At 39.3% G+C, this 14933-nt stretch carries 15 protein-coding genes and 1 riboswitch; of the genes, 9 read left to right on the forward strand and 6 right to left on the reverse strand.

The window, feature by feature from the left end:
• Window positions 1-19: 19 nt before the first annotated feature.
• From KZZ04_RS14225 to KZZ04_RS14235, 3 genes are read left to right on the forward strand one after another with little or no spacing between them, the layout of a single operon-like run.
• Window positions 20-526, forward strand: coding sequence for a hypothetical protein (locus KZZ04_RS14225; protein ID WP_219423039.1), 507 nt, complete (start codon window positions 20-22; stop codon window positions 524-526).
• Window positions 526-1059, forward strand: coding sequence for a hypothetical protein (locus tag KZZ04_RS14230; RefSeq protein ID WP_219423019.1), 534 nt, complete (start codon window positions 526-528; stop codon window positions 1057-1059). The genes KZZ04_RS14225 and KZZ04_RS14230 overlap by 1 nt, the downstream gene beginning before the upstream one ends.
• Window positions 1056-1571, forward strand: a complete 516-nt coding sequence (locus tag KZZ04_RS14235; RefSeq protein WP_219423020.1) for a hypothetical protein — start codon at window positions 1056-1058, stop codon at window positions 1569-1571. Before KZZ04_RS14230 ends, KZZ04_RS14235 begins: the two co-directional genes overlap by 4 nt.
• Window positions 1572-1631: 60 nt before the next feature.
• On the opposite strand, the gene coaD is transcribed toward KZZ04_RS14235, so the two are convergent.
• Window positions 1632-2123, reverse strand: a complete 492-nt coding sequence (coaD, locus tag KZZ04_RS14240) for a pantetheine-phosphate adenylyltransferase (RefSeq protein WP_058404961.1) — start codon at window positions 2121-2123, stop codon at window positions 1632-1634.
• Window positions 2124-2446: 323 nt separating this feature from the next.
• Between coaD and KZZ04_RS14245 the strand changes: the two genes are divergently transcribed.
• Window positions 2447-3100, forward strand: coding sequence for a TetR/AcrR family transcriptional regulator (locus tag KZZ04_RS14245; RefSeq protein WP_006791540.1), 654 nt, complete (start codon window positions 2447-2449; stop codon window positions 3098-3100).
• A gap of 98 nt (window positions 3101-3198) precedes the next feature.
• The gene (gene thiI / locus KZZ04_RS14250; RefSeq protein WP_219423021.1) at window positions 3199-4656 is read left to right on the forward strand and encodes a tRNA uracil 4-sulfurtransferase ThiI; all 1458 of its coding nucleotides are present in this window, start codon (window positions 3199-3201) and stop codon (window positions 4654-4656) included.
• A 46-nt stretch (window positions 4657-4702) separates the two neighbouring features.
• Here the strand turns inward: thiI and KZZ04_RS14255 are convergent, their stop codons facing one another.
• On the reverse strand, window positions 4703-5605 hold the full coding sequence (locus KZZ04_RS14255; RefSeq protein ID WP_219423022.1) for a ketopantoate reductase family protein: 903 nt from the start codon (window positions 5603-5605) through the stop codon (window positions 4703-4705).
• The gene (locus KZZ04_RS14260; RefSeq protein WP_058404964.1) at window positions 5598-5948 is read right to left on the reverse strand and encodes a VanZ family protein; all 351 of its coding nucleotides are present in this window, start codon (window positions 5946-5948) and stop codon (window positions 5598-5600) included. Before KZZ04_RS14260 ends, KZZ04_RS14255 begins: the two co-directional genes overlap by 8 nt.
• A gap of 153 nt (window positions 5949-6101) precedes the next feature.
• Between KZZ04_RS14260 and KZZ04_RS14265 the strand changes: the two genes are divergently transcribed.
• Complete coding sequence (locus KZZ04_RS14265; protein WP_219423023.1) at window positions 6102-6584, forward strand: YajQ family cyclic di-GMP-binding protein; 483 nt, start codon at window positions 6102-6104, stop codon at window positions 6582-6584.
• Between the two features lie 176 nt (window positions 6585-6760).
• A riboswitch (cobalamin riboswitch) is annotated at window positions 6761-6924 on the forward strand.
• Between the two features lie 32 nt (window positions 6925-6956).
• Entirely contained in the window at window positions 6957-8783 is a 1827-nt protein-coding gene (locus KZZ04_RS14270) for a TonB-dependent receptor (RefSeq protein WP_219423024.1), read from the forward strand.
• A 45-nt stretch (window positions 8784-8828) separates the two neighbouring features.
• Here KZZ04_RS14270 and msrA read toward each other — a convergent pair whose 3' ends face one another.
• The 3 genes from msrA to KZZ04_RS14285 all read right to left on the reverse strand — a co-directional run bounded on the left by msrA (window position 8829) and on the right by KZZ04_RS14285 (window position 13599).
• Window positions 8829-9365 (reverse strand): peptide-methionine (S)-S-oxide reductase MsrA, encoded by a 537-nt coding sequence (gene msrA / locus KZZ04_RS14275; protein WP_010556971.1) that lies wholly within the window; start codon window positions 9363-9365, stop codon window positions 8829-8831.
• A gap of 79 nt (window positions 9366-9444) precedes the next feature.
• Window positions 9445-12543 carry an efflux RND transporter permease subunit gene (locus tag KZZ04_RS14280; protein WP_219423025.1) on the reverse strand — a complete coding sequence of 1033 codons (3099 nt, stop codon included), beginning with the start codon at window positions 12541-12543 and terminating at the stop codon, window positions 9445-9447.
• A gap of 3 nt (window positions 12544-12546) precedes the next feature.
• On the reverse strand, window positions 12547-13599 hold the full coding sequence (locus KZZ04_RS14285; RefSeq protein ID WP_219423026.1) for an efflux RND transporter periplasmic adaptor subunit: 1053 nt from the start codon (window positions 13597-13599) through the stop codon (window positions 12547-12549).
• A gap of 247 nt (window positions 13600-13846) precedes the next feature.
• Here KZZ04_RS14285 and KZZ04_RS14290 point away from each other — a divergent pair, with 247 nt between their 5' ends.
• Window positions 13847-14554, forward strand: a complete 708-nt coding sequence (locus tag KZZ04_RS14290; protein ID WP_138527549.1) for a DUF2982 domain-containing protein — start codon at window positions 13847-13849, stop codon at window positions 14552-14554.
• 22 nt (window positions 14555-14576) lie between these two features.
• A complete protein-coding gene (locus KZZ04_RS14295) occupies window positions 14577-14909 on the forward strand; it encodes a hypothetical protein (RefSeq protein ID WP_010556974.1) in 333 nt (110 codons plus the stop codon).
• The last annotated feature ends 24 nt before the right edge of the window (window positions 14910-14933 follow it).

Raw genomic sequence — 14933 nt, forward strand, 5'->3', positions numbered from 1 at the left:
GTGTAGTTTGGTAGACTTTATGTGGAGTCTCGCTGCAATAAGTGAGCTCATAGGTATAATTATTACGTGGTTATTTGTTTTTACTTTTTTATATAACCTGTCTGCAGCGATTAATAAACCTGATAATAGCCGTACTCAACTGTCATTCATTATGATGGTTTCTTATACGTTGAGTTTGTACATAGACGCCTATACACCAGCGCCTTATCTTCAATTATTTGTTTTTGATGTTGTCACCATTGCCGTTATTTTTATCTGGCGGAAGTGCTTTGGTAAAGTTATCCCTATTGGCTTTTATTATTTAATTGTAGGGCTGTGTATTAATGCATCGCTTTTTATGGCCATGCATATTGATAGTATTATAAATCCAAATTGTGGATATTGGTGGTTGTGGATGGTTTACGGTATTTCAACACTCATTGTTGATTTCATAATGGCTGTTGTACTAATTATTAATAAAGATATTTTAGGCTTGGTTAAATTAGAAAACAGTGTGCTAAATCGTAAAACACCGGCAGTTATGTAATGGGGAATAGATTGGAAGACTTCTTCTGGTTTATGGTCTCTATCGGTGAGCTTTATGGTATTTTTATTGCGTGGCTATTTGTTTTTACCTTTTTATACAATTTGTCTGCGGCTATTAATAAACCTGATAATAGTCGAACTCAACTTTCATCAATTATGATGATTTCTTATATTTTGAGTTTATATATAGATATAAGCCAATACTCTGCTCATCTTCAGGTGTTAGCTTTTGATGTAGTTACCATTGCCGTTATTTTTATTTGGCGGTTTTACTTTGTCAAAGTACCTCCCATTGCTTTTTACTATTTAATTTTAGGGCTATGCATTAACGCATCGCTTTTTTTGGCCATGCATATCGATAATGGAATCAATCAGAATTACAAATTTTGGTGGTTATGGGGGGTATACTGTCTATTGATGCCTTTTGACGAATTAATCATGGCTTTAGTACTCATTATCAATAAAGATATTTTAGGTTTGGTTAAATTAAAAAATAGTGTGTTGAGTCGTAAAACAACGGCAGCTATGCAATGAGTAGTTTTTTGGAAGATTACTTTTGGATGATGGTTTCAATATCTGAACCTTTTGGTATTTTTATAACGTGGCTATTTGTTTTCACTTTTTTATATAACTTGTCTGCGGCTATTAATAAAACCGATAATAGCCGAACTTACCTGTCATTCATTATGATGGTTTCTTACACCTTATGTTTATACATAGATATGTATACACCACTTAGGCATTTACAGTTATTTATTTTTGATGCGGTTACTATCGCGGCTATTATTATTTGGCGTTTCAGCCTAGGGAGAGTGATCCCTGTTAGCTTTTACTACTTGGTAGGGGGGTTATCTGTTAACGCAACGCTTTTTTTGGCAATGCATGTTGATTTTATAGTAAACCCATATTGCGGTTATTGGTGGCTATGGGGAGTTTACGGGTCAGTAATGCCGCTTGTTGATATAACAATGGCCGTTGTAATTGTTACAAATAAAGATTTATTAAAACTGGTGTGGTTAACTAAAAAACTAACCACACGTGGTTAATGTATCGCTAGAGGCTACATACCTCTAAATTTTTTGCTTTGGTAAAGCATTTCACTAGGCTTAATTAGTACTACAGCCTACTTTATCTTTAAGTGCCTTTACAATAATAGGGTCTACAAATTCGCTTACATCACCCTGATGACGCGCTACTTCTTTAACTAAAGTAGATGAAATAAAAGAATTTTTTTCAGCAGGTGTTAAAAATACACTTTCAAGATCGGGGTTTAGGCGGCGATTCATGTTTGCTAATTGAAATTCATAATCAAAGTCAGACACTGCTCTTATACCGCGAATAAGTACGTGAGCATTGTGATCACGTGCTAAATCGGCCAGTAATCCAGAAAAACCAATAACTTTTACGTTATCTAGGTGGCTTAATATTGTGTTTGCTAGCGCCACACGCTCTTCAAGGTTAAAACATGGCTGTTTACTTGGGTTATTAGCAACGGCAACCAAAACAGTATCAAACATTTTAGCAGCGCGCTGTATAAGGTCTGTGTGGCCATTAGTGAGTGGGTCAAAAGTGCCGGGGTAAATTGCAGTAACGTTCATAAGGTTCACAAATTATAATTTTAGCGTAGTTTAACAGTGTTTACAGTACAAAGCAGCCCAGTAGCAGGTGCAGCTAGTGGGTATTATTTTAGCGATTATTTAGGGTGAGAATATGCCGTAAAGGCATGACGTTATTTATAGCTCGCTTTTTTGCTTTCAAACTTGGCGCTGTGGTTAAGTCGTCTTTTATGTTGAATAACTTTCAATCCATTAAGGTCAACATGATCTAGTTGTAAGGGGAGTGTTTTAATTGTTAATTTTGTTTATACTGCCTATCCAAATTTGAGTGTAATGTAGCCAGTAGACTATTTGAGTATTAGCATATGAATACCAAGGAAAAAATAATACACACCAGTATTTCGTTGTTTAATGAAAATGGTGAGCGTGCAATAACAACTAATCATATTGCATCGAGCTTAGGGATGAGCCCGGGTAATCTTTATTATCATTTTAAAAATAAAGAAGACATTATTCGCCATATTTTTGCGCTTTACCGTGATCATTTAAGTACACATTTTAAGCCTATTGATAAAGACGACGATGCATTTAGTCATTTAACTGCTTATCTCGACTCGCTATTTGAACTTATGTGGCGTTTTCACTTTTTTTACGACAACCTTGGCGATATCCTCTCTAGAGATACAGACTTAAAACAAGCGTATATTGATTTTCAGCTTGAGTTACTAGAGCAAGTTCGTAACGTTATTTTGGGATTGCGAGATAAAGGCATGATCGCCATTGACGAACAAGACGTGACCGAATTAGCACACACACTTAAATTAACCGTTAGCTTTTGGACCCCTTACATAAAAGCACGAAGACCCAGTGGTTCGTTGGCTGAGCAAGATATTTATTATGGTATTTTAAAAGTATTGGCTTTATTTAGGGCTTACAGTACAGAAAAAAGCAGCGTACAGATGAACCAACTTCGCGAAAAGTACACGGCACTTGCACAGCAAGCACCTGCAGTAGCATAACGCTTCATTTATTGGCTGTTTCCTAGACGTTAAAATTTTTGCTATAATCGCGCGCCAAATGCCTGGGAGCGCGAATTCCCGCAGTCTAAGAGTGAACTATGCTTAAATTTATCGTCAAACTACACCCCGAAATAGCTATCAAAAGCCGCTCGGTTCGTAAACGCTTTACTAAAGTGTTAGAAAATAACATTAAAATTGTATTGCGTCGTATTGACGAAAAAGTACAAGTAAGAAACAACTGGGATAACATTTCAGTTGTTACCAAATTAACTGATGCGCAAACTCGGTTAGACTTTATAGATGGTTTGCAACGCATTCCAGGTATAGTGCAATTTATTGAAGTGACCGAAGTCGAATTTAGTACTTTGGACGAAATTTATCAAAAAACCTTTGAATTAATTGGCCACACAATCGCCGGTAAAACATTTTGCGTACGTGCAAAACGTATAGGCCAACACGACTTTACCTCAACCGATTTAGAGCGTTACGTAGGTGGTGGTTTAAATCAGCATGTTGAAGGTGCTCGCGTAAAGCTTAGCCGCCCTGAAGTGACTATTCGCCTAGAAGTCAAAGACGATAAAGCCTATATTGTTACGCAAACACATTTAGGTATGGCGGGTTTTCCTTTGCCAACTCAAGAAGATGTGCTGTCGTTAATGTCGGGTGGGTTTGACTCCGGTGTTGCTAGTTATCAAATGATACGAAAAGGTGCGCGTACGCACTTTTTGTTCTTCAACTTAGGTGGTGCTGCCCATGAAATTGGCGTTAAACAAGCCAGTTACTTTTTATGGAAAAAGTACAGCTCTACCCACAAAGTCAAATTTATAACGGTAGACTTTGAACCTGTTGTTGCCGAAATTTTAGAAAATGTTGAAAACAGCCAAATGGGCGTTGTCCTTAAACGTATGATGATGCGTGCGGGTAGCGCTGTGGCTGAAAAGCTAAATATTCAAGCACTTGTAACGGGTGAGAGTATTGGGCAGGTGTCTAGCCAAACGTTAGCTAACTTAAGTGTTATTGACCGCGTAACCGAAACGCTTATTTTACGCCCGCTTATTCAGCACGATAAGCAAGAGATTATTAATATTGCGCGCCAAATTGGTACCGCTGAAATGGCTGAAACTATGCCAGAATACTGTGGTGTTATATCTAAAAAGCCAACGGTAAAAGCAAAAATAGACGTGATTAAAGGCGAAGAAGAAAAGTTCGACTTTGATGTACTTGATACCGTTATAGATAATGCGCGTGTTATGGATGTTCGTGATATCGACGTAGAAGCCAAGCAAGAGCTAAAAGAGGCTGAATCGGTTGCCGATTTACCGCCTGGCTCTGTGGTTGTTGATATTCGTTCACCAGAAGAAGAAGACGCCGCGCCGCTTGAAATTGAAGGTATTGAAGTAATCCACTTACCGTTTTTCCGCTTAGCTACTAAATTTGGCGATCTACCAAAAGATAAAGACTATTACCTGTATTGCGATAGAGGTGTAATGAGCCAGTTGCAAGCGCTTATTTTACACGAGCAAGGATTTACAGCAGTTAAAGTGTATCGCCCTTAAGAAATAAGTTAGTAAGTTACGGGTTAATAGTTTATGAAAGCGTGGTTTATACCACGCTTTTTTTTGCCTGAATTTTAGCAAGTAGCTCATTATTTGTAGGGGTATTAATGTTGTAGCGTTTGCCTTGCTCGCTAATATACCCACAAATGGCCATTATTTCTGTTGGTCTGTTATTAGCAATATCTTGTTGCATTGACGAATAATTTTCAGCGGTAAGTGCCATTACGGTGTAAGCATTATTTAACGCATCAGCTAAAGCGATATTTAACCCTTGCGCGTTAGCAACTCTGCAGCCCTCATAGAGCAAGCTCATTATAGTTGCGCTAAATATAGGAGCGCGTAATTGGCCATTTTTTATATTATGAAGCGCAGTTAGCGGGTTAATAGCCACATTAACCAGTAGCTTTTCAAAGCGAAGCTGCTCAATGTTATTAACTACTTTTAAGTTTGGGATTGCTTGGAGTAGTGGTGATATACATTGTGGGTTTTTAACTGCGAGGTTGTTACAGCCACCAATCACGCTTTGCCCTTCACCGGTATGTTGCACAATGTACGGATTAGACTTAAATCCGGCCATGCTGGTGGTTAAAAAGTAAAGTGCTTGCTGAGTGTGTAACTGAGGCATTAGCTCTTCAATATTTCCCATCCCATTATGAGAAATTACTAATATTGAATTTGCAGCAAGATAAGGTTTTACTTGTGCAAACGCGTCTTGAACCTGAAAAGCTTTAACCGTAAAAATAACAATATCATAACTAGGTTGCTGCGCCAGTTCACCTAAATTAATAAAGCGTGCATTAATTTTATGTGACGGGGCATTTTTACGGCTATAAAAACGGGTATTGCAGGTTGGCTTGCGTGTTAAAACATGTACCGTATTTTCTTTACTTAAAAAGTGACTCATTAATAGGCCTATAGCGCCATCACCTATAATTAAAATGTTAGTCATAGGGATTCTTTTTGCGAGGAGTAAAAATTACTCTTAGTAAAAAGTAGCTAGCAGCACCCGCAAAATCAGCTATAAAATCGCCAATAGAGGCTTGCCTATAGGGAAGTGCATCTTGCATTATTTCAATTGATGCACCGTAACCGGCTAATAATAAAACTTGTGCGTATAAAGGAAGCTTAAACGCTTTATCCATAATAACGGCAAGCACAAAAAAAATCCCAAAATGGGCTACTTTATCAATGTGTGGAAATAGGTTAGCTGCGCCTTTTATTTCTTTGGCAAATAAAAAAGTAAACGCCACGATGCTGAGCAAAAAAACTGCTTGGTAAACACGCCTTGTCACGTAAAATCCTAGAGTCGCTTAAAAAAGAAACTTGAGTATATCAAACTAAATGAGTATCGCACCTGAACAAGATGCAGAAAAATGTAAAGATTTATAGTTTTAGCGTTATAATTGCGTCATAAAAATTAAGATTGAATAGTTAGGAGAAAACCAATGCCTTCATTTGATATTGTATCTGAAGTAGAAATGAACGAAGCACAAAATGCGGTTGATAACGCAAACCGTGAACTTGAGACTCGCTTTGACTTTAGAGGTGTTGATGCATCTATTGAGCTAAACGACAAAACAATTAAACTTAAAGCTGAAGCTGATTCACAGGTTATGCAGTTGTTTGATATTTTAGCCGGTAAAGTTTCTAAGCGTGGTATGGATGTAGCTAGCCTAGAGCTTCAAGACATTAGCCGTGCGGGTAAAAATGTTTTTCGTAACGTTGCGCTTAAGCAAGGTATTGAAAAAGATATGGCTAAAAAAATAGTTAAAGCCATCAAAGATTCTAAAGTAAAAGTGCAAGCGGCTATTCAAGGCGAAGAAGTGCGCGTAACGGGTAAAAAGCGTGATGACTTACAAGCTGCGATGCAAGTGGTGCGTACTGCCGATTTAGGTCAGCCATTTCAGTTTAAAAACTTCCGCGATTAATTATAAAGGCCTTTTTGGGCGCTTTATAAGTAAAAAGCCAAATAGCCGCGATAGTTATTTGGCTTTTTTATGAGCTATTTAAATTCGTTTAAATATGCTAAATCTTTTTTAGCTGTATAGACGTCCATTGACATTTTTTATTAAACTCCTCACAATAGCGGCCTATTTTCAAGGTGCTTATTAATTTTTTCAATGGTTTGATTTTTTTAATAAGATAATCGGGAAGTTGGTGCGTTTTCATGATGACTACAATCCCAACACTGCCCCCGCAACGGTAAAGTAATGCATAAAGCTATGTACTTACTGAGTCCGGAGACCGGCCTTGATGTAATCTTACTTAGTTCTTTGCGGTGGGCAAAGAAGGGGAACATCATGTTAAATAAAACAACTCTTGGCGTTGCAATTACTGCTGCGCTGTCACTATCTGTATCTGCTGCAGAGCAATCAATCGAAACCATTACGGTAACCGCTAATAAGTTTGAACAATCAATTACTAATGTATTAGCGAGCGTAAATGTTATAACTCGTGATGATATAGAAGCCAGTAATGTTCGCGACTTACCAACGCTATTAACCTCTCAAGTTGGCTTTCAGGTTAACCCTAACGGCGGTTTTGGTCAAAATGCCGGTGTTTCACTGCGCGGTACGGGGTCAGGTGATACGCTAATTTTAATAGACGGTGTACGCACCGGTTCGGCAACGCTTGGTCAAAAAGCATTAAGCAATGTGCCATTAAACAGTATTGAGCGCATTGAAATAATAAAAGGTTCACGTGCAGCAGTGTATGGCTCTGATGCGCTAGCGGGGGTTATTAATATTATAACGCGCGAGTCAGATAACCTTTCTGTTAGTGCTACGTTTGGGTCTGATTCATATCAAGACTACCAGCTTGCTGGCTCTATAAAAACAGGTGAGCTGACAACGGCTTTTAATGCTGGGTTTGAAAAAACAGATAACTTTGATGTACTGCAAGGTGTTGCCCCCGATGAAGACGGCTTTGAAAACAAAAACCTTGGCTTTAAAGTAAATTATACCGATGCGCACTACGGCGACTTTAAGTTACTAGGGCAATACAGTGAAGGCTTTGCTGATTACGACAGCCGCTTTAGTCCTGCCGATAGTACGATTGAGCGAGGTGATTTTAAAAATTACCAGCTTTCGGCTGGTTGGAATAAAGACTATAACAATCAAACACACAGCATTGATATTGCATTTGCAACGGATGATTCAGACAACCGTTATGTTGATTTTTCTCAAGGGCCAACAACAAGTACTTTTATTACTAAGCGCTCACAAATTGATTACAACGGCCAATATCGCTTAAACGACACGTTAAACATTAGTGGTGGTATTAATTGGTACAACGATGACGTGTCACAAAGCTCCACCACGTTTGAAGTGCAAGAGCGCGATGTATTAGCGGTATTTGTTGGCGCATATTACGATGCGGATGAGTTGCTTGCTAATTTAACCGTTCGTCAAGATGACGATGAGCAATTTGGTAATGAAACAACGTATACCGCGGCGGCAGGTTATCACTTATCCGAAAACGCTACATTTAGAATAAGCCAAAGCACGGGCTTTAAAGCGCCTACTTTTAATGATTTATATTTTCCACTTTACGGCAATGCTAACCTTCAACCCGAAACGTCAGTAAATCGCGAGCTTGGCTTAAACATTGACTTTGAAACTGCACGTATTGATGTCGCTATTTTTAGAAATGAAATTGAAGATAAAATTGCTTACGATACTAATTTTGCACTCACCAATATTAATGAGGCTCAATATGAAGGTGTAGAGTTTAGCCTGATTAATCAAATTTTTGGCTTTGATAGTAATGTGAATTTTGCTTACTTAAGTGCAGAAGATAAAGAAACTGGCGAAGCGCTTAGAAACGTTGCTAAGCGAACGCTTAATTGGGAGCTTGCAAAACAGTTTGGTGCATTTGATACAAGCCTAGCAATGCAATATCGCGGTGAGCGAGCAGGGGCTGTTTCACAATTAGGGTCTTATACGCTTTGGAATTTAGCGAGCAATTACCAAGTAAACGATGAGGTTACGGTATCACTTCGTATTGAAAACTTATTTGATAAAGAGTACAACGCAGTCGATTCTAACGCTGATTTTACAACAGGGCAGGTGTATTACTACAACACGCCAGAGCGCCGCTTTTTTGCTGGTATAGATTACCAGTTTTAAATAATCTAAACAGAAAGCCCGGTTTTGCCGGGCTTTTTTGTATTTTTACTCAGCTAAAAACTCTTTAAATACGGTTTCAAACTTGTGTAATTTTGGCGCGATTAACATACTGCAATAGCCCTGTTGCGGGTTTTCGTTGTAGTAATCTTGATGATAGTGCTCAGCAGGATAGTAAGTTGTTACCGGGCTTACTTCGGTTACAATTGGCTCACTAACATGAGTTTGTAACTGTTCAATCATAGTATTAGTAAGCGCAAGTTGTTCGTCATTATGGTAATAAACAACACTGCGGTATTGTGTGCCAATATCGTTACCTTGGCGATTTAACTGCGTAGCATCGTGCAAAGTAAAAAACATAGCGAGCAAGGTTTCAAAGCTTACAATGGTGCTATCAAATTCAACTTTTACTACTTCGGCATGGCCCGTTGTACCACTGCATACTGATTTGTATGTTGGATTGTCAGTATTGCCACCGGTATAACCCGAGCTTACATCCGACACGCCATTTACACGCCTAAATGCTGCGTCAATACACCAAAAACAGCCACCGCCAAAGGTTGCTACTTGCGTTGTTGAACTCATAATTATTCCTAATATTAAACAAAGGTCACGCAAAACATAAAGCCTAGCGTCGTAACAAGGTTACGACGCGTTAGCTTGCTTAGATCTCTTCAAGCGGTTTTGCGGCTGCTTGTTTATTAAGTTTTTGTTGTAAATACTCAGGTGACTGTGTGTTGCGAGCAAGCGCATAATACGCTGCTGGCACAACAAATAAGGTAAGTAGCGTTGAAACAATAACACCGGTGAATACCACAACACCAATTACCATACGGCTTTCAGCACCAGGGCCTGATGCTAATACCAATGGCACTGAGCTCATAACCGTAGTTAATGATGTCATTATTATTGGACGTAAACGTTGTGTAGCCGCTTGTAATATTGCTTCGCTAAACTCAACACCTTTGTCGCGTAATTGGTTGGTAAATTCAACAATGAGTATCCCGTTTTTAGCGCTTAACCCTATGAGCATTACAATACCAATTTGGCTGTAAATATTAAGCGTAAGTCCTGTAGACCAAAGGCCAAACATCGCGCCCATTAAACCAAGCGGTACTGTAAGCATAATTACAAATGGGTGCATAAAGCTTTCAAATTGCGCAGCCAGTACCAAAAAGGTGACTGTTAGCGCTAAAACAAATACGTAGGTCATTGCTGATGCGCCTTCGTAATAAAGCTGAGATTCCCCTTTGTAGTCAACGGCACCATCAATGTCGTTTTCTTGCGCGGCTACTTCATTTAAAAAGTTAAGTGCTTGTTCAAGTGTGTAACCATCGGCTAAATTTGCGCTCAATGTTATTGAACGCATACGGTTGTATCGGTTTAAACGCGAGGCTGTAGCCTCTTCTTTTAAGCTTATTAGGCTGTCTAGCGGAACAAGCTCACCGCTGCGTGATTTAAGGTATATGTTTGAAATATCGGTTGGGTTGTTAAAGTCTTCTTTTGTACCTTTCAAAATCACATCGTATTCTTCACCTCTATCTATAAAGGTTGTTACACGACGCTGACCCAGCATTGTTTCGAGTGTACGGCCAACATCAGACACAGACACCCCTAAATCAGCTGCTTTATTTTTATCGATGCTGACTAAAAACTGTGGGAATGTTTCTTTGTAATCGTGATCGATTCTGACAAGGCCCGGGTTTTGTTCAGCACGTTTAATAATGCGGTCACGCCAATCGGCAAGTTGAGCATAATCATTACCTTGCAGAACAAATTCAATAGGGCGAGATGAACCGCCGCCGCCAATGCCTCGGCGCATAATAGCAAACGCACGTACATCGGTAACTTCGCGCATTTTGCCGCTAATTTCATCCATCACTTCCCACGTAGAGCGCTTGCGTTTGTCCCAATCAGCCATACCAACAATAGCAACACCGCCGCTACCGCCCCAGCCTGGAACACGAACAAGCACGCGACTTAGCTCGCCAGACTCAGAGTAAGGCATAAGGCGCTCTTCAATTTTTGCCATATTGGCAGCATTGTTTTCGTAGCTAGCCCCTTCAGGCCCGCTCATCATAATAAAAAAGGTGCCGCGGTCTTCTTTAGGTGTTAGCTCTGAAGGTACTTGCAGTAATAATGAATAACTCACAAAACCCGCTAATACTAAGCTGACTAACAAGCCCCACTTTTTTGTCATATTGGTTGAAAGTGAATTACGGTAACTGCGCTCTAATTTAGTAAACTGGCGGTCCATCCATTGGCTAAATTTATTAGGTTTGTCGGCACTTTTTAGAACTTTTGAACACAATGCTGGTGCAAGGGTAAGCGCGGTAACACTTGAGAAAAATACCGCCGCGCTGACAGCCATTGCAAATTCGGTGAATAACGCGCCTATTCGGCCATCCATAAATATTAAAGGAACAAACACCGAAATAAGCACCAATGTTGTTGCTACAATTGCAAAACCTACTTCTCGTGCGCCTCTGTACGCTGCAAGTAATGGTGGCTCGCCAAGCTCTATGCGGCGGTGAATGTTTTCAAGCATTACTATGGCGTCATCAACAACCAAGCCAATGGCAAGTACTAACGCAAGTAGGGTTAATAAGTTGATTGAATACCCCATAGCGAGCAAAAACATAAAGCTGCCTACCAAGGCTACGGGTACGGTAACCGCAGGAATAAGCGTTGCACGAATATTGCCTAAAAACAAAAATATAACTAAAACAACTAACCCCATAGAAATGGCAAGCGTACTGTATACTTCGCTAATCGACTCTTTAATGAATACAGACGAGTCGTAACTGTCTTGAATTGTTGTGCCTTCTGGTAGGTTACGTTTGATTTTTTCAAGCTCACTCCGTGCGTTATCTACCACGTTTAAAGTATTTGCCTTGGCTTGTTTTACAATACCCAAGCCAATCATGTTGCGGCCGTTACCACGGAATAAACTTTCGTCGTCGGCGGCCTCTAGTTGAACGTCGGCTACTTCGCCAAGGCGAACTAAATAGCCGTCTTCTCCGCGTTTAATAACTAAATTTTTAAAGTCGCGCTGATCTTTGTAGCTTCGGGCTGTGCGAACGGTAAAGTCGCGATCAATTGATTCAATTTCACCTGCGGGTAGTTCAACATTTTCTGTGCGCAGGGTGTTTTCTATATCGCTTGAGGTAATTCCGCGTGCAGCCATGGCTTGGCGGTTGAGCCAAATTTTCATCGCGTATTGGCGCTCTCCGCCAATTCGAACATTAGATACCCCATCTACAACTGCTAAGCGATCAACTATAAAGCGCTGCGCATAATCAGAAAGTTGCAACGAGTCCATGGTTTCGCTATTTAGTACAAACCAAGCAATAGGGCTTTCATCACTGTTTGACTTAGATACCTCAGGCGGACGTACTTGTTCTGGGAGACTGTCGAGTGCTCTTGCAACACGTTCACGTACATCGTTAGATGCCGCATCTATATCGCGACTTATATTAAACTCAATAGTAATGTTTGAGCGGCCATTACGGCTTGATGAGTTTATACTTTTAATACCTTCAATACCGGATATTCGGTTTTCGATAACTTGGGTTATTTTAGTTTCGATTATCTCCGCTGATGCCCCGGTATATGTGGTGCTAATATTTACAATCGGTGTCTCTATATCGGGGTATTCGCGAAGCGGTAACATGCTAAATGCCACTAAACCAAAGGTTAGTAGCAATAAGTTAATTACAATCGCAAAAACGGGGCGTTTAACGCTAGTGTCGGTAATTTTCACGTATTACCCCTTAACGCTAACTTTACTGCCCGAGCGAATTTTAATCAGCCCTTCAGTAATAATTTGCTGGCCATCAGTTAAGCCCTCATCAATAGCTACCCAACCGTTATTTCTGCTTGCAACGTGTACTTCTATTTTATTTGCTACGCCATCTGTAATTTTAAACACGTAGTGTTTATCTTGCAGTGGTATAACGGCCTTTTCTGGCACCATAAGTGCTTGGCTTGTACTTAACTCAAGTGCGGTATTTAGCAGCATGCCTGGACGTAATAAGCCAGATTTGTTGGCAAAACTAGCGGTTACTTCAATGCTGCGTGTAACGGCGTCAATACGTGAGCTAATATGAGTGACTTTGCCTGTAAATGTTTGGCCAGGGTAAGCGTCATTTTGCGTTAATACTTTCATGCCAATGGCCAGTTGCGCTAAATATTTTTCAGGGACTTTAAAGTCTACTTTTATAATACTAATATCATCAAGGGTGGTGAGTATGGTTGCATTATTAACATAAGCGCCTGTAGATATTTCGCGTTTTCCTAATAAGCCAGAAAAAGGTGCACGAATGGTCATTTCGCTTAACGTTGTTTTAGCACTTTCTAATTGTGACTTGGTCGCGTCTACGACAGATAATTGCTCTTCGAGCAACGATTTAGCTGTAGACTGTGTACGTGAAAGTTCTGTAAGGCGGTTAAGCTGACGCTTTTCTTCTTGTAAATTAATGCTGAGTTCTTCAACGGCTAACTCTTCTTGTCTGCTTTGCAATTGCACAAGTTTTTGGCCCTTACTCACTAAATCACCATCTTTAAAAAATATGTCGGTAACATAGTCGTTTTGTGCGCTTTTAATGTAAATAGCTTGATTTGCGCGTGCGCTACCAATTGCTTCTATCATTACAGCGTTTTCTTGCGAAGTTACTGTATGTGCAGAAACCTGTGTAGACAAGTTAGAGAAATTAGCCTGTTCGCCATGGCTTGAGGGTAAATATAAGTAAACACTAAATATTAAAAGTAGTGTAATAATGAATGGAAAAAGAGCTTTACCTGATTGTCTAGAGTACATCGTTTTCATACCTGAAAATTAATTATAAGTATTGTACGAAATAAGACCGGATAAAGTCTGTTATGTGTCTCATAATTTTGTGCGTTAGGCGTAAAAGTAAGTAATATTAAAGGTGTGTACCGGTTTTTGTTTAATTAAAGCGATAAATATATGAATTTTAAAACATCTTGTAAGGCCTGCATGACAGCCAGAAAAGTAATTTTATGGGCTATTATTATGTTTATATTTTATATGGTTTTTTATCAGTATGGATAAACACACTAAAAAACGCATTAAATACCGTGCGCAAGGTTCACGAAATGGAATTGAAATCCTCATTGTGGGCGCTATTGGTTTAGTCTTTATTATGGCATTTAATTTACTAAGATCAGGCACTATTAGCATTGTTGAAATTTTTTTAGTCAGTGCCTGCCTTGGGGCTATTTTTGTGGGTTTTTTAAAAACTCAAGAACCTTATTACAGCTTAATTTTGAGCGAATCTGCTATAGAGTATAGGCATAAATATGGCCGTTGGTGCCTATCTCATAAAAACTTTCATTCTTGCGGTGTTCCAAAAGTAGAAAAAGGCTTAAAGCATTTAGAGCTAAACGCGGTTGGGCTAAAACTAAATGATATTGATGAGTTTTTAATGAGTATAACCCCTAGAATTGCGGGTAAATTACTTATAGAACAACGACATTTTTTTATGCAGGTTGTTCAAAATCATTGCAAAAATGGCAATTGCCCATCAGAATGGTTAGTAGAAGATACACAGCATCGATCTGCGCGCGGAATTAGCTATAATGGTTTAATAGCTATGTTTGCAAACAGAACCAAGCACCTTAAGTTGCTAACGGGGTATGATTTATTACTACCTGCCAGTGTACTAGACACCGATATTTGGGCTTTTAGCGCTAATTTAAATAAATGGAAGCGCGAGCCACATCAGTTTATAGCGTCGCAGCTTAAAGATTAAACTGCGGTTGTAGGAAAAGACAATGAGCCAAGAAAGAGCCTTTTTAAAAAGTGGTCGAAATACCATAATACATAAAGACAAAAAACTTGATTTAGTGGTTGTTAACTCTGACATACACCCACGAATTAAAGTAACTCAAAACGGCTTAGAGCCCTTTAAAGAAGAGTTACCAAAAAATAGACGCGATGCAAAAGACCGTTACCTAGAAATGGTATATATAAGTAGTGCCGAAGTATTTGGTGAAGAAAAGCAGTTACTTTTTATTCAGTCGTTAGATGGGCGTGAATATAAAGTTGATTACAGTAAAATTGGCACTAAATTGTTTGTTCGTATTCATCAAGATGCTTATATGTAAAGCTTAGTGGCACCTTTATTGCTT

Source organism: Pseudoalteromonas sp. CR1 (assembly GCF_019392235.1).
Classification (GTDB): domain Bacteria; phylum Pseudomonadota; class Gammaproteobacteria; order Enterobacterales; family Alteromonadaceae; genus Pseudoalteromonas.